At 71.5% G+C, this 22,274-nt stretch carries 19 protein-coding genes; 6 read left to right on the top strand and 13 right to left on the bottom strand.

Annotated elements, in window-relative coordinates; genetic code table 11:
• Window position 1: 1 nt before the first annotated feature.
• Entirely contained in the window at window positions 2–2,929 is a 2,928-nt protein-coding gene (locus tag OG730_RS40010; protein ID WP_327308906.1) for a hypothetical protein, read from the bottom strand.
• A 696-nt stretch (window positions 2,930–3,625) separates the two neighbouring features.
• On the opposite strand from OG730_RS40010, the gene OG730_RS40005 reads away from it, so the two are divergent.
• Entirely contained in the window at window positions 3,626–5,965 is a 2,340-nt protein-coding gene (locus tag OG730_RS40005; protein ID WP_327308905.1) for a M9 family metallopeptidase, read from the top strand.
• Window positions 5,966–6,047: 82 nt separating this feature from the next.
• On the opposite strand, the gene OG730_RS40000 is transcribed toward OG730_RS40005, so the two are convergent.
• Window positions 6,048–6,914 (bottom strand): TolB family protein, encoded by an 867-nt coding sequence (locus OG730_RS40000; protein ID WP_327308904.1) that lies wholly within the window; start codon window positions 6,912–6,914, stop codon window positions 6,048–6,050.
• Window positions 6,915–7,222: 308 nt separating this feature from the next.
• The gene (locus OG730_RS39995) at window positions 7,223–7,675 is read right to left on the bottom strand and encodes a hypothetical protein (protein WP_327308903.1); all 453 of its coding nucleotides are present in this window, start codon (window positions 7,673–7,675) and stop codon (window positions 7,223–7,225) included.
• 298 nt (window positions 7,676–7,973) lie between these two features.
• Between OG730_RS39995 and OG730_RS39990 the strand changes: the two genes are divergently transcribed.
• Window positions 7,974–8,720 carry a dienelactone hydrolase family protein gene (locus OG730_RS39990; RefSeq protein ID WP_327308902.1) on the top strand — a complete coding sequence of 249 codons (747 nt, stop codon included), beginning with the start codon at window positions 7,974–7,976 and terminating at the stop codon, window positions 8,718–8,720.
• Window positions 8,721–8,860: 140 nt separating this feature from the next.
• Here the strand turns inward: OG730_RS39990 and OG730_RS39985 are convergent, their stop codons facing one another.
• The 4 genes from OG730_RS39985 to OG730_RS39970 form a co-directional block, all read right to left on the bottom strand.
• Window positions 8,861–9,712: a PRD domain-containing protein gene (locus OG730_RS39985; RefSeq protein ID WP_327308901.1), complete on the bottom strand. Its 852-nt coding sequence runs from the start codon at window positions 9,710–9,712 to the stop codon at window positions 8,861–8,863.
• A gap of 154 nt (window positions 9,713–9,866) precedes the next feature.
• The gene (locus OG730_RS39980; RefSeq protein WP_327308900.1) at window positions 9,867–11,996 is read right to left on the bottom strand and encodes a glucose PTS transporter subunit IIA; all 2,130 of its coding nucleotides are present in this window, start codon (window positions 11,994–11,996) and stop codon (window positions 9,867–9,869) included.
• A 263-nt stretch (window positions 11,997–12,259) separates the two neighbouring features.
• Window positions 12,260–12,898, bottom strand: coding sequence for a class I SAM-dependent methyltransferase (locus OG730_RS39975; RefSeq protein ID WP_327308899.1), 639 nt, complete (start codon window positions 12,896–12,898; stop codon window positions 12,260–12,262).
• 44 nt (window positions 12,899–12,942) lie between these two features.
• The gene (locus tag OG730_RS39970; RefSeq protein ID WP_327308898.1) at window positions 12,943–13,953 is read right to left on the bottom strand and encodes an AraC-like ligand-binding domain-containing protein; all 1,011 of its coding nucleotides are present in this window, start codon (window positions 13,951–13,953) and stop codon (window positions 12,943–12,945) included.
• Window positions 13,954–14,142: 189 nt separating this feature from the next.
• Between OG730_RS39970 and OG730_RS39965 the strand changes: the two genes are divergently transcribed.
• Together OG730_RS39965 and OG730_RS39960 are read left to right on the top strand one after the other, a co-directional pair.
• Window positions 14,143–14,517 carry a PadR family transcriptional regulator gene (locus OG730_RS39965; protein WP_327308897.1) on the top strand — a complete coding sequence of 125 codons (375 nt, stop codon included), beginning with the start codon at window positions 14,143–14,145 and terminating at the stop codon, window positions 14,515–14,517.
• Window positions 14,514–15,122, top strand: coding sequence for an HAAS signaling domain-containing protein (locus OG730_RS39960; RefSeq protein ID WP_327308896.1), 609 nt, complete (start codon window positions 14,514–14,516; stop codon window positions 15,120–15,122). Before OG730_RS39965 ends, OG730_RS39960 begins: the two co-directional genes overlap by 4 nt.
• A 13-nt stretch (window positions 15,123–15,135) precedes the next feature.
• Here the strand turns inward: OG730_RS39960 and OG730_RS39955 are convergent, their stop codons facing one another.
• Entirely contained in the window at window positions 15,136–15,528 is a 393-nt protein-coding gene (locus OG730_RS39955) for a TOBE domain-containing protein (protein ID WP_327308895.1), read from the bottom strand.
• Window positions 15,529–15,800: 272 nt separating this feature from the next.
• On the opposite strand from OG730_RS39955, the gene OG730_RS39950 reads away from it, so the two are divergent.
• Both OG730_RS39950 and OG730_RS39945 read left to right on the top strand, forming a co-directional pair.
• Window positions 15,801–16,004: a cold-shock protein gene (locus tag OG730_RS39950; RefSeq protein ID WP_243336897.1), complete on the top strand. Its 204-nt coding sequence runs from the start codon at window positions 15,801–15,803 to the stop codon at window positions 16,002–16,004.
• A 140-nt stretch (window positions 16,005–16,144) separates the two neighbouring features.
• Window positions 16,145–16,933 carry a GNAT family N-acetyltransferase gene (locus OG730_RS39945; protein ID WP_327308894.1) on the top strand — a complete coding sequence of 263 codons (789 nt, stop codon included), beginning with the start codon at window positions 16,145–16,147 and terminating at the stop codon, window positions 16,931–16,933.
• A gap of 380 nt (window positions 16,934–17,313) precedes the next feature.
• Here OG730_RS39945 and OG730_RS39940 read toward each other — a convergent pair whose 3' ends face one another.
• Genes OG730_RS39940 through OG730_RS39920 form a run of 5 tightly spaced genes read right to left on the bottom strand, consistent with a single transcriptional unit; the run spans window position 17,314 to window position 22,177 of the window.
• Window positions 17,314–18,579 (bottom strand): ABC transporter substrate-binding protein, encoded by a 1,266-nt coding sequence (locus OG730_RS39940; protein ID WP_327308893.1) that lies wholly within the window; start codon window positions 18,577–18,579, stop codon window positions 17,314–17,316.
• Entirely contained in the window at window positions 18,576–19,712 is a 1,137-nt protein-coding gene (locus tag OG730_RS39935; RefSeq protein ID WP_442815157.1) for a branched-chain amino acid ABC transporter permease, read from the bottom strand. The genes OG730_RS39940 and OG730_RS39935 overlap by 4 nt, the downstream gene beginning before the upstream one ends.
• Window positions 19,705–20,595, bottom strand: coding sequence for a branched-chain amino acid ABC transporter permease (locus OG730_RS39930; RefSeq protein ID WP_327308892.1), 891 nt, complete (start codon window positions 20,593–20,595; stop codon window positions 19,705–19,707). Before OG730_RS39930 ends, OG730_RS39935 begins: the two co-directional genes overlap by 8 nt.
• Window positions 20,592–21,383: an ABC transporter ATP-binding protein gene (locus tag OG730_RS39925; protein WP_327308891.1), complete on the bottom strand. Its 792-nt coding sequence runs from the start codon at window positions 21,381–21,383 to the stop codon at window positions 20,592–20,594. Before OG730_RS39925 ends, OG730_RS39930 begins: the two co-directional genes overlap by 4 nt.
• Complete coding sequence (locus OG730_RS39920) at window positions 21,380–22,177, bottom strand: ABC transporter ATP-binding protein (RefSeq protein ID WP_327308890.1); 798 nt, start codon at window positions 22,175–22,177, stop codon at window positions 21,380–21,382. The genes OG730_RS39925 and OG730_RS39920 overlap by 4 nt, the downstream gene beginning before the upstream one ends.
• Window positions 22,178–22,274: the final 97 nt, after the last annotated feature.

Here is a 22,274-nt window from a genome sequence, read left to right as displayed (position 1 = left end):
GTCAGGCGGCGACCGTTGCCGTCGCGCGGGTGGTCGCGGTGCCGGTCAGGTGGCCGGTTCGGGTGGCCGTTACCTTCACGGTGATGCGCTTGCCGCGCTGTGCGCTGGTCAGGGTGAAGGTGGACTTGGTCGCGCCGGTGATGAGCTTGCCGTCCGCGTACCACTTGTAGGTGTACGAGGTCGGCGTCGGAGTCCAGGTCCCGCGGCTCAGGGTCAGGACGCGCCCGACCTTGGCCGTTCCCGTGAGGGTCGGGGCCGTCGTCGCCTTGGGTGCGACGCCCTTGACGAGCACGGCGGCGCTGGTGGCCTTCACCGTCGGGTGTCCGGCCTTGCGGGCCGTCACGACCACGGTGAGCTGCTTGCCCTGGAGGGTGGAGGGCAGGGTGTACGAGGCGGAGGTGGCCCCGGTGATCGTCTTCCCGTCCGCCTGCCACTGGTAGGTGTGGGAGTCGGCGACCGGCGACCAGGAACCGGTCGTGGCCGTGACCTTGCCGCCGACGACCGCGGTACCGCCGACGGTGGGTGCGGCGGTGGAACGGATCGGGGCGACGACGGTGACCGAGCCCATGCCGTACTGCATGCCGTGCGCGAACACGCTCACGGACAGCGGGCCGAGCGGGGCGTTCGTGAGGTCCAGGGAGACCGTCATGCGGCGCCGGTCGGGAGCTACGAAGGTCTTCGTCGAGCGGGCCTTGAAGCCGCCGTTGGTCAACTCGACCACGCCGTCCTCGCGCAGGGCGCTGCCCGTGACGGTCATGGTGATCTTGCCCCGGCCTACCGTGGACGGGCCCACCGTGCCGACGGTCCGCTCGTCGGGACCGCACAGGAGGGCGTCACACGTCGCCTCGGCCCGTACCGCGGTGGTGGCCTGTGCGGGCTTCTCCGGAAGGCCGATCACGAACACGCTCGGCCGGGAGGTCTTCGGGGAGGCGTTCGGCAGGGAACAGGTGTAGGTCTGACCCTCGCTGGAATACCACCCCGAACAGCCGTTCGCCAGACCGGCCTGGTCGTACAGCCAGGGTGTCGGCGACTGCTCGAAGGTCCCGGCGGGCGTGAACCGCAGGTCGAAGCGGTCGCCCGTCGCGGTCGGGAGCACGGCGCAGATCGCCGTCTTCCGCTCGCTGAGGGTGTCGGTCAACGGCCCGAACCCGTAGCTGACGTTCGGGACCTTGACGCACTCCGGGGCGGGCCCGGCCGCCGTGCCGATGCGCAGTGCGTCCAGCCGGTAGGCGGGTGCCGCGGTCTTGCCCTCCGGAACCTGGATGAGGACCTGGTAGCGGGTGGAGCCGGTGACGGCGCAACCCGCGGCGAAGTAGTCGCAGACCACGTCGCCGTTCGCCCGGTACGCCAGGAGCCGGGCGGAGCCCTGCGCGTCACGGGCGTTCAGGTGCAGGGTGTCCCCGGCGGCGGCCGTGGTCACCTGATGGCACAGGAAGGTGCCGGGCTTGGCCGGTACGCCGCCGGTGGACGGGCCGCCCACCGCTACGGCCGCGGTCGGGACGCAGCCGCGCGCGGTGGAGGTGACGTCGAGGCGGGTCAGGGCGAACTCGGCGGGCGCGTTCCGGCCCCGGACGAGGACGGTGTGCGCGGCGTTGCCCGTCAGGGCGCAGGTGGCGAAGGAGCCGTAGGCCGTACTGACGGAGCAGACCGGCTTGCCCTTCTCGTCCAGGACGTAGACCGTCGCGTGCGAGTCGCCCGAGATCCGCTGGATCTGGAAGATCTCGCGCGCGGAGTGGTCGCCGGCCGCGATGGACAGGCAGTCGGCGAAGACCTCCGTGCTGCTCTTCACGCTCATCCGGACCGGCTTGCCCGTGAAGTCGCCGGGCAGGAAGGTGCGGCAGGCGCTCGGCGCGTCCGTGCGGTGGACGACCAGCCGGTAGACGTCACCCTCGTCGGACGGGTCCGCCTTGGTGACCAGGGCGCGGTACGGGGCCGTGCCGCCCAGGACGCAGGTGCCGTCCGTCAGCTGGTCCGCGCAGAAGGCGGTCCCCTTGGCGTCTACGACGGTGATCGACGCGGCACCGTCGGACAGGACGGCGACGTGGGCGCCCTGGGGCACCGGCAGGTTCAGGCAGTGGACCTCGCCCGGGACGGCGAACGTGCCCTTGTGGTCGCGCGCGAGCGTGATCACGTTCTCGCAGCCCGCCGTGGCGGTGCGGGACAGGATGCGCACGGCCCTGTCCGTGAGCAGGGTGTACGGGGTGCCGGCGACGAGCGAGCAGTCCTGCCCGTTCGCGCAGACGGTGGATCCGTCCGCCGCGTACACCGCGATGCCGGAGACGCCGCCCTCGGCATCGACGCCGTGGGCGTCGTAACGGCCGGTCGCGGTCGGGGTGAACGTCCTGCACCCGGCCTGCGGAGCGGCCGGGGCGGGAGCGGAGCCGTAGGCCGTCATGGTGACGGGCACACAGCCCGCGGGGTTCGACAGGCGCCGGACCTTCAGGCCGTACGCGGCCGGGAAGCCGCCGGTGGGGTTGCGGACCTCGGCGAGGACGCGGTAGCCGCCCTCCCCTGCGGGCAGGACGCAGTCGGAACCGTCACAGAGGCGCTTGCCGGTGCCGTCGGTGATCCAGTGCCAGAAGTCTCCGTACTCGGTCAGCTGGAAGTCGGCGGTGATCCGGTCGCCGGGAGCGGCGGTGAACGCGTGGCAGACGATGCCCAGGCGGTCCACGGCGAGCCCCGTGGTCGGGGCGGAGTCGTAGCCGGTGCCTACGACGGCCGGGCACCCGGGGCCGGCCATCAGCGGGACGAGGGAGACCCGGTTCTGGATGGGCTCCCAGAAGCTGTTGTAGACCGAGAGCGTGTACGTTCCGGCCGCGAGCTCGCACCAGGAGCCGTCCCCGCACTCGGCCTGGCTCCCACCGGAGGTGAGCGAAGCGTAGGCGTACTGGTCCGAGACGAGGAGCCGGTGCAGGCCCGGCTTCTTCACGACGACCTCGAAGCAGGCTGTGCCCTGGGGCTCGATGGTGGCGCTGCCGACACCGCGCCGCCCGGATCACCGAGGGGCGCGAGCGCGAGCGGCGCGCAGGGTCCGGCGGCCGCGACTGCCGGGGCCGGCGCCTTCTCCGCCGCCTTGTCCGCGCGGGCGGGGCTCGCCGCGGGCCGGGCCGGTTCGGCCTTCGGCACGGGTGCGGGCACTGGCACGGGTGCGGGTGCGGGCACTGCCACGGGCGCAGGTGCGGGTGCCGTGATCGTGGGTGCGGTGACCGGCGGCGTCGCGGCGAGCGCGTTCCCGGCCGGTACGACGGGCACCAACAGGGCCGCCAGTAGAGCGGGGACCAGCATCCGTCTCGCGGATCTGGACCCGACGCGCGGACGCGCGGAGTTGAGCATTTCGTTCCCCCCGGAGCGATGTTTCCGATGTGGACGTCCACACGGGCGTCACACTTTACGGTCAGCTCGGGACGGGCCCCGCACGGCCACCCCCGCTCACCAGGCAGAACACCGCCTGCACGGAGCTGTCGGAACGTCAGGGTGGTCGGCGGCCGGCAACGTTCTCATCGCGCCAGGTGCCAATCTGGCCAAAAGACTTCCGGTGCGGTGCGACATGTGAAATTTTACATGTCACACATCAAACGCCCGTGTTTCCCACACGTGGCCACAACGGCCCCGGAGGCCCCCGCAGATGCATCCCTTCCGGATATCGAAGGCCAATACGCGCAGACTTCCCGCGCTGGGCGCAGCCGCCTTCCTTGCGCTCGGCCTGCTCGCGCCGCAGAGCCAGGCCGCCTCCGCCGGCGCCACGACCCCGGCCGCCGCGCACGCACGTAAAGCCACGGCCCAGGCACCCCGGTCGATCCCGGTCCCCAAGTCGCCCGACGCGATGAGCAACGGCGCCCGGTTCCGGATCTCCTCGCAGGACAGCACCGAGGAGTCCGCCGCCGCCGCCCCGACCGTGAAGCCCGTACAGCCGGCCAAGTCCGGCAAGGACCGCGCGCAGTCCTCGGCCGCCGCCGGCGACGAGTGCGGCGACCTCTCCGGCGTGATCAACGCGACCGGCGGCGCCCTGGTCCAGCAACTCAAGGCGCTCCCCCGGATCTCCTGTACGTACCCGCTGTTCAGCCTCACCGGAGAGAACGCCCGCAGAGCCTTCAACGAAGCCCAGATGGTGACCGTCGCCAACGCGCTGCGCGACGCCTCCGCCACCTACTCGGGCAGCAACAGCGCGGCCGTCGGGCAGCTGGTGCTGTTCCTGCGGGCCGGCTACTACGTGCAGGACAACAACGGGGACGTCGTCGGCCCCTACGGCACGGCGCTCGACGGTGCCGCGCGCGGCGCGCTGGACGCCTTCTTCGCCTCCCCGCGCAGCAAGGACGTCACGGACGCCAACGGTGAGATCTTCAACGAGGTCGTCACCCTGATCGACAGCACCCACGAGGCCGGCCGCTACGCCGGCGTCGTCAAGTGGATGCTCGGCAGCTACGACGGCACGTGGCCCGGCCAGATGAACCTGGCGATGCAGCACGTCGAGTGGGTCGTCGAGAACGGCTTCAAGGCGAAGAACGACGACCGCGGCTGGCGGGCCGCCCTCAAGGCCGACCCCGCCATCCTGAACACCTGGGCCGGATTCATCACGCGCAACAGCGCGCAGCTCAACCGCCTGGACGTGGTCAGCAACGTCGGCCGCTTCCTCGGATACGCCCTGGACGTCCCCGAGCTCAAGGAGCGGGTCCGTCCGCTGCTGAAGGACCTGATCAACCGCTACCCGAACGTCGGCCCCACCGCGCCGATCACCATGAACCTGGGCTGGTACACGCGCCAGTACGACAGGAACAACTGCGCGACCTACGCCATCTGCGACCTGGGCGCACGCGTGCTCCCGGCCATCCTGCCGATCCAGCACACGTGCACCCCGGGCCTGAAGATCCGCGCCCAGGACATGTCCCCCGGGCAGCTCGAGGGCACTTGCACCAGCCTGGTCAACCAGGACGCCTACTTCCACCGGGTCATCGGCGACAAGGGCGCGATCCCCGGCGACGTGAACACCAGCCTCGAGGTCGTCGTCTTCGACGACTACACCAACTACTCGCTGTACGCCTGGGCCATCTACGACATCGACGTCGACAACGGAGGGATGTACGAGGAGGGCAACCCGGCCGTCGCCGGCAACCAGGCCCGCTTCATCGCCCACGAGGCGCACTGGCTACGCCCGGAGTTCCAGATCTGGAACCTCAACCACGAGTACACCCACTACCTCGACGGCCGCTACAACATGGCCGGCGATTTCGAGGCCAGCCTGACCACGCCGACCATCTGGTGGGTCGAGGGCATCGCCGAGAACATCTCGTACGGCTACCGGGGCGAGCGCAACGCCGACGCGATCGCCGAGGCCGGCAAGCGGACCTACAAGCTCAGCGAGCTCTTCGACACCGTCTACGGCCAGGACGCGGACCCCGAGGTCAACTCGAACCGGGTCTACCGCTGGGGCTGGCTCGCGGTCCGCTACATGCTCCAGGCCCACCCCGCCGACGTGCAGACCGTGCTGGGCAAGTACCGCGCCGGTGACTGGAACGGTGCTCGCGCCGTCCTGAAGCAGACCATCGGCACCAGCTACGACGCCGGCTTCGCCACCTGGCTGACGACCGCCTGCGCGACCGGTGACTGCGGTCCCCTGCCGGAGGCGCCGTCCACCCCGCTGTGCACCATCAGCGACCCCCGCCAGTTCGACGGGAACTGCCGCCGGGACAACCTCGCCGCCAACACCGGGAACTACAGCTACCACTTCGTGTACCTGCCGGCCGGCGTCAAGCAGCTGACCATCACCAGCGCCGGCGGCTCCGGCAACGCCGACCTGTACTACGGCGGCGGCAGCTGGGCCACCACGAGCGGCTACCTGGCGAAGTCCACCAACGCCGGCAACGCCGAGACCCTGACGGTGGACAACCCGCCTTCCGGGTGGGTGTACTTCAGCCTCGCCGCCGCGCAGGACTTCAGCGGGGTGAGCGTCTCCACGCAGTCCAAGTAGGCCGGTTCACCACCGGATCCCGCACGTGACGGCCGTCCTTGCCCTCCGGATCGCGGACGGCGAGGACGGCCCGGCGGGTGCCTTACGGACGCCAGTCGGCCTCCAGGTCATGGGAGGCGGTCTTGGTCAGCCGGGTGAGTGCGGTGCCGTCCGAGTTCACCAGGTAGAGGTGTTCGGGATCCGCGTCGTCCCCTCCGCCCCTGGTGAAGACCAGCCGGCTGCCGTCCGGGGACCAGGACGGGTTCTTGTCGTTGAAACGGGCCGCGGTGATGCGGTGGACTCCGGTGCCGTCGGGGCGGACGAGGTAGAGGCGCGCGAAGCCGGAGGAGTCCCGACGGCTGAAGGCGATCCGGCCGGCCGCCGACCAGTCGGGCGTCCAGTCGTGGGAGCTCGCACCCGTGACCGCGGTCTCGGTCAGGGTGGACAGCCGGATCCGCATCACCCTGCTGTGGCCGCTCGCGTCCGCGCGGTTGAACGCCAGGTACTTCCCGTCCGGGGACCACGTCGGGTGGAGGTCGTCCGCCGCGGTGTGGGTGAGCCGGGTGGCGGACGTGCCCGCGACCGACGCCACGTAGATCTCGCGCTGGGAACCGACCGGCTTGGCGTACGCGATCCGCTTGCCGTCCGGGGACCACGCCGGATCGGAGGCGCCCTTGGTGCCGGGGACGGCCTTCAGGTCGCCGCCCGCGGCCGTCATCGTCCATATGCCGTCGATGGCTCCACCTGATCCGTAGCGGAGGAAGGCCACGCGCTTGCCGTCCGGGGACCAACTCGGCATCACGTCGCTGACGGTCGGGGTGTGGGTGAGCTTGACGGAGGTGCCGCCGCCCGGGGAGATCGCGTACAGGTCTTCCGTGGGCGCCGTCGCCGTGTAGCGGGCGAAGACGATCGAGCGGTCGCCCGCCGCACCCGCGTCCGCGGCCGCCCCGAGGGTCAGCGGTACCGTCATGACGGCCACCGCGGCGGTCACCGCGGCCCAGCGGCGCCGTGCCGCGCCGGGTACGCCGGCCCTCCGCGCTGTTCCGGCGGTTCTGCCGTCGCCCGTGTGGCGTTGCCGGCGTATCGAGGTGTCCACTTCGCTCCCTCTCCGAGGCCCTGCTGCGACTGCGGGCCGCTCCAGCCCGTAAACATCCCACCGCCGGGGCCAGGGGGGAAGCGACCGGGCACCCGGCGGCAGGACGGCGACGACCGGGCTCCGGTCCGGCCGAAGCCCCGGGCCCGCGGCCCGGGGCTTCGGCGTCGTGCGCGCGGGAGGTCTCAGCAGGTGAGGGTGATCTCGTGGACCACGGGACTGGCCGCGCGGGGGTACGAGGCCACGCCGAAGGTGCCACGGACGGTCGAGCCGCACGGAGCGCTGCCGGCGGGAGCCCGTACCTCGACGGTGGCGGCGGTGAAGAGGACCGGCTTGACCTGGGTCTGCGGTGCGGCGGACCCGACGACCTCCACGGTCAGGGTGGTGAGCAGCTCCTTGGTCACGGGCAGCGGGCTGCCCGGGGAGGGCGGGCCGGCCAGTCCCACCTTCCCGTAGAACGTGACGGACGTACCGGTGATCTCCGCGCACACCCGTGTGGCCAGACCCGCCTGGAGGCCGGAGCTCCCGCAGGAGGTGACCGTCTCGATCGTGTCGGCCGACGGGGCTGCGACGGCCGGGGTGATCGTGCAGACGAGCAGACCCAGGGCACTGGCTGCGAGCAGGGCTAAGCGGTTCATCGTGGTTCGTTCTCCTCGTGATGGAGCACCGTCCGGGGATTCCCGGTCAGGTCTTATGGTATGTGATATTTCACATGTTATTGGAACGGGAGATGTTCGCCGTGTGAACTCCCCCGGGCGAAAACACGTTGTCGGACGGGGGCGGCCGCTGTTACGGTCCCGGAGGCCGTGTGAAAGATCGAGGAGGTGGTACCCGTGAACGCAGTATCGACATGGGTGCTCCCCTCCGGGGTCACGGTCGGACGGTAGACAGGTCGTCCGGGAGCGCCGTTCCAGTGCACTCCCGAAAGGCACGACCATGCATTTCACTTCCACGCAGCGCCTCGACGACGGCGTCCTCGAACGCGAGTTCACCCTCGGGGAGATCCCCGGCATCCTGTGGACACCCGCGTCGGCGGCCGCGTCCCCCTCCACCCCGGCGCCGCTGATCCTGCTCGGCCACCCTCCCCTGGGGCTGCGCAGGATGTACCCCCGGCTGGTGGACCGGGCCCGGCGTTCCGCGGCGGACGGCTTCGCCACCGCCACCATCGAGCTTCCCGGAAGCGGCGACCGGCCCCGCCGGCCCGCCATCGAGCGGGCCCGCGCCGACCTGCGCCGGGCGATGGAAGCCGGCGAGCCGGTCGGCGACGAGATCGTCGACGCCCTCGTCCTCCCCCTGGTCGACGAGGCGGTCCCGGAATGGCGGGCCGCCCTGGACGCCCTCCTGTCGCTGCCCGAGATCGGCGGCCCCGTCGGGTACTCGGGAGGAGTGATCTCCATCGGCATCCGGTTGGCGGTGGTCGAGCCGCGCATCGTGGCCGCCGGTCTCTTCGCCGGAAGCCTCGTGCCTCGCGCCATGTTCGAGGAGGCCCGGCAGGTCACCGTTCCGCTGCACGTCCTGCTGCAGTGGGACGACGAGGGGAACGACCGGCAGGCGGCCCTGGACCTGTTCGACGCCTTCGGCTCCGAGGAGAAGTCCTTGCACGCCAACATGGGTGGACACACCGGCGTCCCGCAGTTCGCGGGGGACGCCGTGGCCCGGTTCTTCACCCGGCACCTGAAGTGAGGCCGAGCCGTCCGAGCGACGGCGAACGGTAGCCGCCGGCCCTCCGCGGCTCCCTCCACAGCGACCATGCCCCTGCCGAACTCCCGGCAGGGGCATGGTCGCGGTACCCGAACCGCGCGCGTGGTGCGGTCACGCCGGTCCTACACGGCGGCGCCGTCCGGCTCCGTGGTCATACGGGCCACGTGGAGCGCCAGGTAGGAGACCTCGTCCTCGCTCAGGTGCTGCCCCAGACGCAGCTCGACGATCGTCGCCAGCTGCTGCGCGGTGCGCGTCGCCTCCGGGTAGTGCCGGCGGATGCCGTCGCCGATCGTGGACTCGTGGCCCTTCAGCTGCCGGTGCTGCTGGATGCGTACGAAGAGGTAGCGCACGTGGGTGATGAACCGTGCCGCGCTCATGGACTCCTGGGAGACGGACAGCCCGTACCGCTCCCTCACGACGGCCAGCATCTGCTGGATGACCCCGGTCATCGTGTACGTGAAGGACAGGTCGCCCGTGGCGAAACCGGCGTTGACCAGGTGCAACGCGAGTGCGATGGCCTCCGAGTCCTCCAGCCGCGGGTCGACGCGCTCGTTGATGGCATCGAGCAGGCGCTGCGCCTGGGCGTACTCGGCGGCGTACAGGGCCTGGACCTCCGCGCGCAGCGGGTACTCGATGACGATGCCCCGGGCGGCCCGGTCGAGAGCGCCGACGACGTGGTCGGCCACGGCGATGGCGAGGGTCGGCCGGGTGGACTCGCGCCCCTCGATGCCGGCTTCGTCGAGGGCGATCACGACGGCCCGCAGGATCTCCTCGTCGATGAGGGCGAGGACCTCGCTCAGGTGGTCGGGGTCACGGCCGTCCGCCGGGACGAAGACGCGCACGATCAGCGCGGGATCGACGGGCTTGCCCTGACGGGAGCTGAACCCGATGCCGCGCCCGGTGAGGATGACCTCCTGGCCCTTGTCGTCGCGTGCGAGGACCACGTTGTTATTGAGGACACGCAGCGCCTTCAACGCCTGCTCTCCTTCTCGTTCGCGGTCCGGTACTACCCAATGATCCCGCATTGTTCCCCACCCCTGCGCCACCTGCCCTCTTCCCCGAACCGGTACGCCGCGGGCACGTGCCCCACGAGGAGTCACGTGCCCGCGGCGGACCGGTGGTCGGCCCTCAGCGCCTTACGGTCACCACGGGCGCGCCGGCGGCGACGGTCTGCCCGGTGTGCGGCTCGACCGAGGTGAGGTCGGCGGTGTTCGTGACGGTCATGAGGGTGACCGTCGGGTGCTCCGCCGCGCGCACGGCGTCGAGGTCGACCTCGACGAGGAGGTCGCCGACGGAGACCTGCCGTCCGGCCTCGGTACGGACGTCGAAGCCCTCCCCCTTCATCTGCACCGTGTCGATGCCGATGTGGACGAGCACCTCGATGCCGTCGGCGGTACGGATGCCGAAGGCGTGGCCGGTGGCGGCGACGATGATCAGCTCTCCGTCGACCGGGGCGACGACGCGGCCGTCCGCCGGCTCGATGCCCACGCCCTCGCCGAGCGCGCGGGAGGCGAAGACGGGGTCGCCGACTTCGTCGAGGCCGACGACCCGGCCCGCGACCGGTGCGGCGAGCTCGGTTCCCTTACCGGGGGTGGGAGTGGGCGCGGGGGTGGGGGTGGGGGCGGGAGCGCCGGTCGTGGACTCAGGGCCGGCGGTGGTGCCGGTCGAAGCCCCCGCGGTGGCCGTCGCCGCGCCGACGGTGACGAGCTCTCGGTCATCGGCCGCGCCGGCCTCCGCCCGGGAGGCGGCCTCGGCGGCGTCGCGCTCGGCGTTGGCCTGGACGCGCTCCTCCGGGGTGCGGAAGTCGGAGAAGTACACGAGCGCCATGGAGACGAAGAAGGCGGCGGTGATCGCGATGCCGTAGGTGGCCATCGGGGAGAAGACCGGGATGGTCAGCAGGGAGGTGAAGGCGAAGGCCTTGGTGTCCACGCCGCCCAGGACGCCCACGAGCACGCCGCCCACGAGGCAGCCCACGAGCATGCGCGGGTAGATCCGCTTGAAGCGCAGGTGGATGCCGTACAGGGAGGGCTCGGAGATGCCGCCGAGCAGACCCGCGGCCAGGGCTCCGGTGGCGGTCTGGCGCATCTCCTTCTCGCGGTGGCGGAGCGAGAGGAGCAGCACACCGGCGGTCGCGCCGAAGCAGGCGAAGTTCCAGGCGCCCATGGGGCCCTGGATGAAGTCGTAGCCCAGGGTGTTGATGTTCACGAGCATGAGGGCGTTCAGCGGCCAGTGCAGGCCCAGCGGCACCAGGAACGGGTAGAGCAGCGGGATGAGGATCGCGAAGACGATCGGGGCGTTGCCGTTCAGCCAGGACAGGCCCTCACCGAGACCGTTGCCGGCCCAGACGCCCATCGGGCCGATGAGGAAGGCCGTGATCGGGATCATGATCAGCATGCTGAAGAACGGCACGAAGACCAGGTGCACGGTCTCCGGGAAGATCCGCTGCAGTCCCTTGTAGACCAGGGCGAGCACGGCGACCATCAGCAGCGGCACGAAGACCTGGCCGCCGTAGTCGTTCAGCTGCATCGGCAGGCCGAAGACGTGCGCCACGCACTCCTGGGTGCCGAGGGTCCCGTTGGTGCTGCACGTGATGCCGGGGATGCCGGACTTCGGGTTGAGCATGCCCGTGAAGTTCGGGGTCATCACCGCGGCCATCACGGCGGCGCCGACCCAGGGATCGATCTTCAGCTTCTTGGCCGAGTTGTACGCGACCATGATCGGCAGGAAGTACAGGACCGAGCGCCACATGGCGTCGACGAACACCCAGGTGGCGGACTTGTCCGCGGCACGGAAGTCGACGAAGCCCAGGGCGTCGAGGACCGAGGCGATCGCGATGATGAGCGAGGAGCCCAGCAGGACGCCCATGAGCGGGCGGAACGAGTCGGAGAGGTACTCGAAGAAGTTGTCCACCCAGGCGTAGCGTCCGCGGCTCTTGGCCCGCATCGCGGCCTTGACGTCGGCGTCGGACTTCGCGCCCGGCGCGGCGCCGCCCGCCATGGACGGCAGGTTCATGATCTCGGAGTAGACGCGTGCGACGGCTCCGCCGATCACGATCTGCAGGCGGTCACCGGACTGGGGCACGGTGGCCATGACGCCGGCGAGGGCGTCGAGCCCGGCGGTGTCGGCCTTCGCCCCGTCGTGGAGCTGGAAGCGGAGCCTCGTCGCGCAGTGCGTGAGGCTCTCGATGTTCTCGGCTCCGCCGACGCCGCGGAGGATCTGCTCCGCCAGCGTGCCGGGTCCGGCTACGGGTGTGTTCATGATGCTTCCTTGCATCCTGGGGCTCTTGCCAGCCTGCTTCGGTTCGCGATCTCTCACGCCCGGATCCGGGCAACAAAAAAGGCCCGGGCCGCGCACGTGGCGCCACCCAGGCCTTGCCTCCCCTCAAGCGGTACGCCGCCTTGGCGTCGCGTGGCGACGAAGGTGGCGTCCTCGGGGAGTAACAATCCTGCGATCGAGATCGATCAGACAAAACCTTAACACCGGGAAGTGGCTGATCAGCACGGTGCGGGGCATGACGTGCGTTACGTCGCCTCCGGGCGGCGGGCCAGCACGTGGGCGTCGAGGAATCCGCGCTCGGAGGCCGGGTCGTGGACCAGCCGGGCGAACGGGACGAGGCCCGCCGCTGCCAGTGATTCGGCGAACCGGTCCACCGGCCAGCTGTAGGCGGGCGTCACCTTGTGGTCGAAGCGGACCGGCTCCGGTCCGTCGGTCCCGAAGAACGAGGCAAGGAGCAGGCCCCCGGGCACCAGGACGCGCGCCTGCTCGGCGAGCAGCGCGGGCAGCTCCCCGGGCGGGGTGTGGATCATCGAGTAGTGGGCCAGTACGCCGCCGAGCGCGGCGTCCTCGACGGGCAGGGCCTCCATGCGCGCCTCGTCGAACCGCAGCGTCGGGTGGGCCCGCCGGGCGTGGTCGACCATGGCCGCGGAGAGGTCGAGCCCGAAGGCGTCGAGCCCCAGGCCGTGCAGCATGGCCGTCAGGTGCCCGGGACCGCACCCGACGTCCGCCACTCGCGGGTTGCCCGTCGCGCGCGCCAGTTCGGCGAAGGTGTTGATCATGGCTCGCGAGAAGGGCTGCGTCTCCAGCCGGTCGGCGAACAGCGAGGCGTACAGCTCGACGACCCCGTCGTAGGCCGCCCCGGTCTCGGCTTGATGATCCGTCATGGGGAGGAAGCTAACATCCGCTTCCGCGCGGCTGGTCGGCGCGCCTACGCCGAGGGCGCCGGCTCGCACGAGCCCGGAAGACCGTACCCCGGGGTGACGGCCGGGGAGGCCGCGCGGTGTTCGGTCGGGGTGATTCCGTAGGCTTCGCGAAATGCCCGGCTGAACGCGGCGGCGCTGGAGAATCCCCAGCGGGCCGCGATCGCCTGTACGGGCCGAGATCGCGTCTCCCCCCGGGCGAGGTCGGCGTGGGCGCGTGCCAGCCGGCTTTCGCGGATCCGTGCCGCGACGCTCCGCGGCTGGTCGGCGAAGAGGGCGTAAAGGCCTCGCAGGGACATGTTGTGCCGGTCGGCGATCACCTGAGGGGTCAGGTCCGGGTCGCCGAGGTTGTTGTCGATGAAGCGGTGGATCCGCTGCAGGGTCTCCTGTGCGCGCGCCTCGGCAGGCGCCTCGCCCAGGTCGCCGAGGTGCCGCGCGAGGCAGGCGGTGGCCAGGTCGAGGGCGATGGCCCCCATCCCGCGCAGTTCCTCCGGGCGGCAGCGCGGGCCGTGCGTGAGCAGGGTCCTCAGGAAGTCGGCCAGGACCGCCCCCGACCCCCTGTCGGCGGCCAGGCTCCGCGCGAGGAGGCGGTCCACCCGGTCCGGGCGCAGCCCTACCGCGGGGCGGGGCATCTGGAGGACGATCGCCTCGCCCTGCCCGCCCGCGCTGGCCCCTTCGCTCGGCCGTGAGGAGTCCGTGAGCACGAGTGCCCCCGCGACCACCGACTCACTGCCCCGCTGGGAGATCCGGAAGGCGCCTTGACTGATGAGGGCCAGCTGCAGGTGCTCGGGATCGCCGCGCCGGACGTGGGCCGGGGTGCGGCGCGAGAGGACCGGCGAGCACGCCATGGAGGACAACCGCACCACGCCGAGATCCAGGTCCGTGATCTTGGCGCGGAAGTCGGTCGTGTGCCGGGTACTGAGCATGACCGGCATCACATCGCTGGACACCGTCTCGCAGAACCAGTCGAATTTGTCCTCGCGCGCCACGTCGGCTCCCGGCGTCACCGACGAGCCCATGCCATCACCCACACCCTTTGACCTGGCCGTGAACCAGTTCCCTACCGGTCGACCCACAGCCGTGCTTCCCCCCGTCACATGATCAAGTATCAGCCACAGGGCTCCGGCGAGGACACCTGTCCCCTTGGCCGGCCCCTTTCTCACGGCCCCCTCTACCGCCTGGTTGCCTCGCCAGGTATCTTGCATCGCATGGAACCAGGTGATTCGACCAAGCAGGCCCGGGCTGCCGCCCAGCTGCGCAAGGGTGTCCTGGAGTACTGCGTGCTCGCACTGATGCGGGACCGCCCCCGGTACGGCGTGGAGCTCCTGCACGCCCTGGAGGACTCCGGCACCCTGGCCACCAGCCAGGGCACGGTCTACCCGCTGCTCTCCCGGCTGCGCCGCGACGACCTGGTCACCACGACCTGGCAGGAGTCCGCCACCGGACCGCCCCGCCGCTACTACGCGCTCACCGACAGCGGCCGGGCCGCGCTCGACGAGTTCGCCCGGGTCTGGCCCGGCTTCCGCAACGCCGTCGACGGCTTCCTCGCCACCCCGCACCACTCCACCGGAGACCCCGCATGAAGACCTCGGCCGACCCCGTACGCGACTACCTCTCCGCCGTCGAACGCGAGAGCTCCGCACTGCCCTCCGAACGGCGCCGGGAACTCCTCGCCGACCTTGCCGAACACATCGAGGTGACGCGCGCCGAGCGTCCCGGCGTCACGATCGGCGAGGTCCTGGCGGAGCTGGGAGACCCCCGTACGATCGCGGCGACGGCACTGGCCGAGGCGGGCAGCGAGGGCGCGGGTGTCCCGGCAGCCGGCGGGACCGACACCGCGGGCGCACTGGTCCGGCGCGGGAAGGTCCACCCCCTGGTCCCGCTCCTGATGCTCACCCTCCCCTTCCTGTTCGCCGCGCTCTTCCCCTCCGTGCCCGGCTCGAATTTCTGCAGCACCCTGTTCCGCGTCGTCGGCGCGGTGCTCCTCTGCACCTCGGTGCGCTGGACCCGGGTCCAGAAGACGACCGGTGTCCTGCTCACCGCCGTCGTGCCGACCGTCGCCACCGGCGTCTGGAAGTGGGCCCTCGCCGCCCCGGTGGGCGATACCCCGGCCCACCTGGCCAACGCGGCGACGCTCGCCCTGCTGGCCGGCACGACGGCATGGCTCTGGCGGGTCCGCCGCGCCTGAAGCGCACGGGTGTTCAGGCGCGTTGGACGTGCACGCTGGTCGACTTCACCCGGGCGGTGACCGTCACACCCGGCTGCAGGCCGAGTTCCTCGACGGCTTCCCGGGTCAGCAGCGACACCACCCGGTGCGGGCCCGCCTGGACCTCCACCTGCGCCGACACCTCGCCCAGTTTGATCGCGGTGACGATCCCCGGGAACGCGTTGCGCGCCGAGGTGTGAGGGGTGTCCTCGGCGTCGGCGCCCTCTTGGGCGACCTCCACGCAGAACGCGGCGAGGTCGGGCCCCTCCACGATGCGCCGGGTTCCCTGCCGATGGGTCGGGAAGCGGCCCGCGTCCGCCCACCGCCGCACCGTGTCGACGCTCACGCCCAGTAGCTCGGCGGCCTGTCCCATCGTGTACGACTCCATGACCACCACCCTAGGGGCAGGAGGTCACAGGCCTGTTGATCATCCTCGGTTCCGGGCTCCGACGGGCTCGATCGGCCGGGGGCGCAGTGCCCGATCCGGGGCAAACCGATCATCGGTTTGCCCTCCTCGTGCAAGTGGGTAGATCATGCCTCGTGATCGGCAGTCGTGTGTCCGAAGTACCGCTTCACCAAGCGTCGGAGGACCAGGGCAAGCAACCCACACCCAAGGGTCCTCAGAAGCGAGGACCCTCGTCCCCGACAGGGAGCAAAAAGATGGCCACCGGAACTGTGAAGTGGTTCAACTCGGAAAAGGGCTTCGGCTTCATCGAGCAGGACGGCGGCGGCCCCGACGTCTTCGCCCACTACTCCAACATCAACGCCCAGGGCTTCCGTGAGCTCCAGGAGGGCCAGAAGGTCGAGTTCCAGGTCACCCAGGGCCAGAAGGGCCCGCAGGCCGAGGACATTCGTCCCCTCTGATCCGCACCGCAGCAGCCCGACGCCCCGCACCGTCTCGGTGCGGGGCGTCGCCGCGTCCGCCGCGATGTCCGCCGCCGCTTCCCGTGGCGCTGCCCGACCTCGCCGTCGAACCGGACCGAGCCCCGCCGTACGCTGTGCGGGTGATCTTGCGCAGCCTCCACGACCGATCAGACCTGGCCGCCCGCTTCGAACGGGACCCGGCCATGAACCTGATGGAACTCGGCGACCTCGACGACCTGCCGTGGCCCCACACCAGCTGGTACACCGTGTCCGAGGACGGACCGGTGGCGCTGCTCTACGCTGTCGGTGACGTACCGACGCTGCTGGGCTTCACCCGCCCCGGGCAAGCGGCCGCCCTGGAGGAGCTGGCCGAGGCACTGCTGCCCGTACTCCCCCGGCGTTTCCTCGGACATCTGACCGGAACCGCCGCGAAGGTCCTGGAATCCGGCTACGCGGCGCAGTCACACACCACTTTGCTGCGCATGGCGCTGACCGAGCCCGACCTGGCCGACCGGTATGCCTCCGGACCGTGGCGGCCCGCCCCGCTGAGCCGCGATGACCTCCCCGAGCTGCTCGAACTGTTCGAGCAGGCGTATCCGGGCAACTGGTTCGACGACCGCATGCTCGACACCGGCCAGTACGTCGGTGCCCGGCAGGCCGGGCAGTTGGTCGCCGTGGCCGGAGTGCACGTGCACTCCGCGGCGTACCGGGTCGCCGCGATCGGGAACGTCACCACCCATCCGCGGGTCCGCGGGCAGGGCGCCGCCGGCGCCTGCGTCGCCGAGCTGTGCCGACGGCTGGCAGAGACCGCGGACCACATCGGACTGAACGTCCGTGCGGACAACGCCACCGCCGTCCGCCTCTACCACCGGCTCGGCTTCAGCGAGGTAACCGAGTTCACGGAAGCGCTCTTCACCGCGCGCCCGTAGGGAACCCGCCGGCCGGGCGCTCACGGCGACGACCTCCGCCGCCGCGAGGCCCACGGCCAGCGGATGCCGTACCGCCGGGCAGATCCTCTGTCGGCGGGCGCGGGCGGCGCCTCCGGAAGACGTGCGATGAGCGCCGCCTTGAGGCGCTCCTCGAAGCCACTGGGCCTCTCGTTCATCGGGCTACCTCCAACTGGCCTTCGGTGTCGTGGGCTGAGCACCCGGTCCCTCCCCTGTGCGGGAACCCGGACGGCCCCCTCGTCCAGTACTTGGGCGAAAGGGCCCCAAGCGTTTCATCGGGAGGCGACCAGCCCGTCCGCCGACGGACGGACGCTACCGCCCCGACTCGTGTCGGGGCGGCAGCGTCCGTTCCTGCCCGCCGCTCAGGAAGCGGGAGTGAACTTCGTCGCGGCGGGTGCCGCGGCGGCCTCCTTGACCACCTTCATGCCGCCCGGGACCGTCGCGTCGGGCTTCAGGATCACGCTCTGCCGGGTGGAGGGGGCCTTCGGGTCCGAGAAGTCGTGCGTGATGCCGAAACCGTTGTCATAGGACTTCAGGCTCAGCAGGGCCGCCCGGATCCCCTCGCGGGTCAGGTCCTTGTCGGCGCAGGCCTTCTTCAGCACCTCCCCGAACAGGGCTCCGGCGCTGTACCCGGCCACCACGCCGTTGTCCAGGCCGGCGTCCGGGTACTCGGCCTTGTACGCGGCGGCCAGGGCGGCCGGTCCGGCCTCGGTCGAGCCGATCGGCAGGGCCGAGGAGGCCACGTAGTAGTCCTTCTGCAGGGCCGCGCCCGCCGGGGTGGCCAGGAGCTGCGGCGCGAAGGCCGAGTTGTTGCCGACGAACGGGACGTTCCAGCCGCCCGCCGCGGCGACTCCGACGAGCGAGGCCGCCTGGCGGGGGCCGGCGCTGATGACCACGGCCTTGACCCCGGCCTGCTTGAGCGCGGCCACCTGGGCGGTCATGTCGTTGTCGGTGGGCTTGATCTTCTGCTCGACGACGGTCAGCCCGGACTCCGCGGCGATGGCCTTGGAGCCGGTCAGGGCGTTCTCGCCGTAGTCGCCCTCGAAGTAGACGTGCCCGATCTTGTCGCCCGAGGCGATCCGCTTCTGGTCGAGGAGGAAGCCGACGGCGTTGATCGTCTCGACGTCGTACGTCGCTCCCACCGTGCGGATGTACGGGCTGCCGAGCAGGGAGGCGGACCAGGCCTGCGGGATGACCAGCCCCTTGTCCTTGCCGTCGATCCGCGTCTTGACGGCGGAGACGAACGGGGATCCGATGAACTGGGCGAAGCCCAGCACCGAGGGCTCCAGCTCGGTGTAGGCGGCGAGGGCCTTCTGCGGGTCGTAGCCGTGGTCGCGGACCGTCAGCTCGATGGTGCGGCCGCAGATGCCGCCCGCCGCGTTGGTCTGCTTGACCCACAGCTGCTGGGCCTGGGTGACGCTCTTGCCGAGGGAGGCGTAGACGCCGGTCATGTCGGTGAGCGCGCCGAGCTTGATGGTCTTGTCGCTCACCCCGGCCCCGGCCTTGACCCCGCCCGAGGCGGCGGGCTTGTCCCCGTCGGCGGGCTTTGCCTTGCCACTGCACCCGGCGGCGCCGGTCAGGACGAGTGCGGCCGCCAGGACCGCGGCAGCGTGCCTTCTTCTGTTCACGTTCGCTCCTTCGAGGGTGTGGTGCGGGTGCGGACGATCCGGGTGATGCCGGTGAGTCCACCGGGCAGGAACAGGACGGCCACGACGACGGCCGCTCCGTACAGATAGCGGGAGGCCTCGCCCGGCGAGACACCGCCCGTTCCGGGCGCGGACACCAGCGGGAGGGCTTCGCTGTAGCGGGTGAGGAGTGGGGGCAGCAGGGAGACGAAGACCGCGCCCACGACGGCGCCCGCGACGGTGCCCAGGCCACCGATCACGATCATGGCCAGGTACTCCAGGGACAGCACCATGCCGAAGTAGTCGGGCACCGTGCGCTGGAAGACGAGGGCGAGCAGGACGCCGGCCAGCCCCGCGTACATGGACGACAGGACGAAGACGGCGGCCCGGTACCGGGCGACCGGCACGCCCATCACCCCGGCGGCGATGCTGTGGTCGCGCAGGGCGTTCATGGCCCGGCCGGGCCGGCCCCGCAGGACGCCGCGTGCGAACAGGGCGCCGCCGAGGAGGGCCGCGAGGGCGACGTACCAGAGCTTCTCGGCGGACTGGAAGGGGACGGCGGCGATGACGGTCTCGGTGTCGTCGAAGGTGAAGCCGAAGAGGGACAGCGGCTCCACCTCCCGGCCGTTGAACCCGCCGGTGACGCTGGTGGCGTTGAACAGCACGTGCTGGCCGATGAAGATCAGCGCGAGTGTGGCGATGCCCAGGTACGCGCCGCGAAGGCGGCCGGCGATGGGGCTGAAGAGGCCGCCCGCCGCCCCGGCGAGGGCGACGGCCAGGACCGCGGCGAGCCAGCTGGGCAGGCCGAGTCCGACCAGGGTGTGGCCGCCCGCCGTGCTGCCGTCCCCGGCGAGCGCGCAGTACCCGTAGGCCCCGACGGCGAGGAAGAAGGCGTGGCCCATCGAGAGCTGGCCGGTGGCTCCGGTGAGCAGGTTGAGCCCTATGGCCCCGATGGCGGCGGCGATGGCGAACAGCCCGGCCTGCAGCCAGAACCGGTCGAGGTAGAACGGCAGCGCGAGCAGCACCAGGCCGGCGGCCGCCACCGTCGCGTTCCGGGAGGTGAGCAGCCGGAGCCGGGTGGCCGCCGCCGGGGCGACGGCCTCGGGGTGCAGCACGGGGCTGCGGGTGTCAGACACGGGCGAGCTCCTTCGTGCCGAGGAGTCCGGCGGGGCGGATCAGCAGGACCGCGACCATCACCAGGTACGGAGCCAGGTCGCCGATGCCCCGGCCGAGGAAGGTCAACTGACCCTGGTAGCCGGTGGCCAGCGCCTCGGTGACGCCCACGATCAGCCCGCCGGCCAGTGCGCCGGAGGTGGAGTCGAGGCCGCCGAGGATCGCGGCCGGGAAGGCCTTGAGGGCGGCGAGGGACGTGGCCCGCTCCAGGCCGGGCGTGGGGAAGACGGTCAGGAAGAGCGCGGCGACGGCGGCCAGCGCCCCGGCCACGGCCCACGCCGCGAGCGAGACCCGGCCCAGCCGTACGCCCATCAGCGCGGCCGTCTCGGGCTGTTCTGCGGCGGCGCGCATGGCCACGCCCCAGGAGGTGTGCCGGAACACCAGCAGGAACACGGTGATCAGCAGCCCGGCGGCGAGGATGGCGGCGATCCGGGTCTGGGGCACCGTGACCGCGCCGAGGTGGACCACGCGGTCGCCCCACGGGTCGCCGAGGGAGAGCACGTCGGTGCCGAGGCGCCGGGTGAGGTCGGTGATGAGGAGGATGTCGACGCCGATGGTGACGATGGCCAGCACGCTCTGGTCCTGGCCCCGGTAGCGGCGCATCACCAGGAACTCGATCGCCGCGCCCACGGCGGCCGCCGAGAGCGCGCCGGCCAGGAGCGCGCCCCAGAATCCGAGTTCCTCGTGCAGGGTCGCGGTGACGTAGCCGCCGGCCAGCAGCAGGGACGCGTGGGCGAAGTTGACCACTTCGGTGGCCTTGAAGATGACCACGAAGCCGAGGGCGATCAGGGCGTAGACGGAGCCCATGGACAGCCCGCCGAGGAGCAGTTCGAGGAAGGTGGTCATGCGGCCGGTTCCTCCTCTCCGAGGTACGCGCGGACCACCGCGGGATCGTTCTGCACCTGCGCGGGAGTCCCGCCGCCGATGCGCCTGCCGAAGTCGAGTACGGTCACCGCGTCCGCGAGCCGCATCACCACCCCCATGTCGTGTTCGACCAGCACGATCGAGATGCCGAGGCCGTTCCGGACGCCCGCGATGACGGCGGCCGTGCGCTGCCTCTCGTCGGCGGTCATGCCGGCGACGGGTTCGTCGAGGAGCAGCAGCCGGGGTTCCATGCACAGGGCCCGGGCCAGTTCGACGAGTTTCTGCTTTCCGTACGGGAGGGAGCCGGCGGGCGCCGCGAGGTCGCCCTCCAGGCCGACGAACTCGGCGATTTCCCGGACCCGTTCGCGGTGCCGGCGGTCCTCGCGCGCCGCGGCCGGCAGCCGCAGTCCGGCGGCCAGGAAGCCGGTCCGCATCAGCCGGTGGCGCCCCAGCAGGAGGCTGTCGGCGACGGTGGTGTGCGGGGGCAGCGCCAGGTTCTGGAAGGTGCGGGCGATGCCGAGGGCCGCGACCGCGTGCGGGGCGAGGCCGGTGAGCTCGGCGGCGCCGAAGCGGACGGATCCGCCGGTGGCCCGGTAGACCCCGGAGAGCACGTTGAAGCAGGTGGACTTGCCCGCTCCGTTGGGTCCGATGACGGCGTGCACACTGCCGGGCTCCACCGTGAAGGAGACCGAGTCGAGCGCGGTCAGGCCGGCGAATCGGACGGTTACGTCGGTGACGGTGAGCGGCGGCGGGGAGTCGTTCGCGTTCATGCCGTCCACCTGCGCAGTTCCCGCCGGGTCCCGGCGCCGGCCGGGTCGGGCGCGGCCTCGTCGGTGATGCCGAGGTAGCGGCGCCGTACCTCGTCCGAGGCGGCCAGTTCGGCGGCCGGGCCGTCGAGGGTGACCTCGCCGACCTCCAGGACGTAGGCGTGGGAGGACAGCCGCAGCGCCAGGGCGGCGTTCTGCTCGACGAGGAGGACCGAGGCGCCGGAGGCGTTGATCTCGGTGATGGTCTCGGCGATGGTGGCGGCCATCTTGGGCGCGAGCCCGAGGGTGGGCTCGTCGAGCAGCAGCAGGCGCGGGCGCGCCATCAGGGCCCGGCCCAGGGCCAGCATCTGCTGTTCGCCGCCGGACAGCAGTCCGGCGCGCTGCCGGGCCCGCTGGGCCAGTACGGGGAACAGCTCGTGCACCCGGGCCAGGGAGCGGGCCGTGTCGGCGCGGGATCCCGCGCGACCGCCCAGGGCCCCGGCGCGCAGGTTGTCCGCGACGGTCATCCGGGTGAACACCTTGCGCCCCTCGGGCACTTGCACCACTCCGGCGGCGACGACCCGGTCCGGGGTGAGCCCGTCCAGCGGCCGGCCGTCGAAGGCGATGCTCCCGCCCGTGGCGGCTCCCCGGTGGAACCCGAGCGTCCGGGACACCGCGCGCAGCAGCGTGGACTTCCCGGCGCCGTTCCCTCCGAGTACGACGACCACCGCGCCGGCGGGCACGTCGAGCGATACGGAGCGCAGTGCCCGGACCGGCCCGTAGCCGACGGACAGCTCGCGCACTTGTAGCGAACCCACGTCCTCTCCTTCCTCTGGGCGGCCTTGTGCTGGCGCACACACCAGCACCGGGCCGGGGCGGGCGTCCACCGGCGGATGCGGAATCGCTGCCGATGAC

The organism is Streptomyces sp. NBC_01298 (genome assembly GCF_035978755.1).
GTDB lineage: Bacteria > Actinomycetota > Actinomycetes > Streptomycetales > Streptomycetaceae > Streptomyces.
The sequence above is the reverse complement of the archived record's forward strand: the minus strand, read 5'-3'. Positions and strand labels throughout refer to the sequence as shown.

Coding starts and splice junctions, on each gene's coding strand:
- OG730_RS40005 (WP_327308905.1), top strand. CDS start 3,626: ATGCATCCCTTCCGGATATCGAAGGCCAATACGCGCAGACTTCCCGCG.
- OG730_RS40000 (WP_327308904.1), bottom strand. CDS start 6,914: ATGACGGTACCGCTGACCCTCGGGGCGGCCGCGGACGCGGGTGCGGCG.
- OG730_RS39995 (WP_327308903.1), bottom strand. CDS start 7,675: ATGAACCGCTTAGCCCTGCTCGCAGCCAGTGCCCTGGGTCTGCTCGTC.
- OG730_RS39990 (WP_327308902.1), top strand. CDS start 7,974: ATGCATTTCACTTCCACGCAGCGCCTCGACGACGGCGTCCTCGAACGC.
- OG730_RS39980 (WP_327308900.1), bottom strand. CDS start 11,996: ATGAACACACCCGTAGCCGGACCCGGCACGCTGGCGGAGCAGATCCTC.
- OG730_RS39975 (WP_327308899.1), bottom strand. CDS start 12,898: ATGACGGATCATCAAGCCGAGACCGGGGCGGCCTACGACGGGGTCGTC.
- OG730_RS39970 (WP_327308898.1), bottom strand. CDS start 13,953: ATGGGCTCGTCGGTGACGCCGGGAGCCGACGTGGCGCGCGAGGACAAA.
- OG730_RS39965 (WP_327308897.1), top strand. CDS start 14,143: ATGGAACCAGGTGATTCGACCAAGCAGGCCCGGGCTGCCGCCCAGCTG.
- OG730_RS39960 (WP_327308896.1), top strand. CDS start 14,514: ATGAAGACCTCGGCCGACCCCGTACGCGACTACCTCTCCGCCGTCGAA.
- OG730_RS39955 (WP_327308895.1), bottom strand. CDS start 15,528: ATGGAGTCGTACACGATGGGACAGGCCGCCGAGCTACTGGGCGTGAGC.
- OG730_RS39950 (WP_243336897.1), top strand. CDS start 15,801: ATGGCCACCGGAACTGTGAAGTGGTTCAACTCGGAAAAGGGCTTCGGC.
- OG730_RS39930 (WP_327308892.1), bottom strand. CDS start 20,595: ATGACCACCTTCCTCGAACTGCTCCTCGGCGGGCTGTCCATGGGCTCC.
- OG730_RS39925 (WP_327308891.1), bottom strand. CDS start 21,383: ATGAACGCGAACGACTCCCCGCCGCCGCTCACCGTCACCGACGTAACC.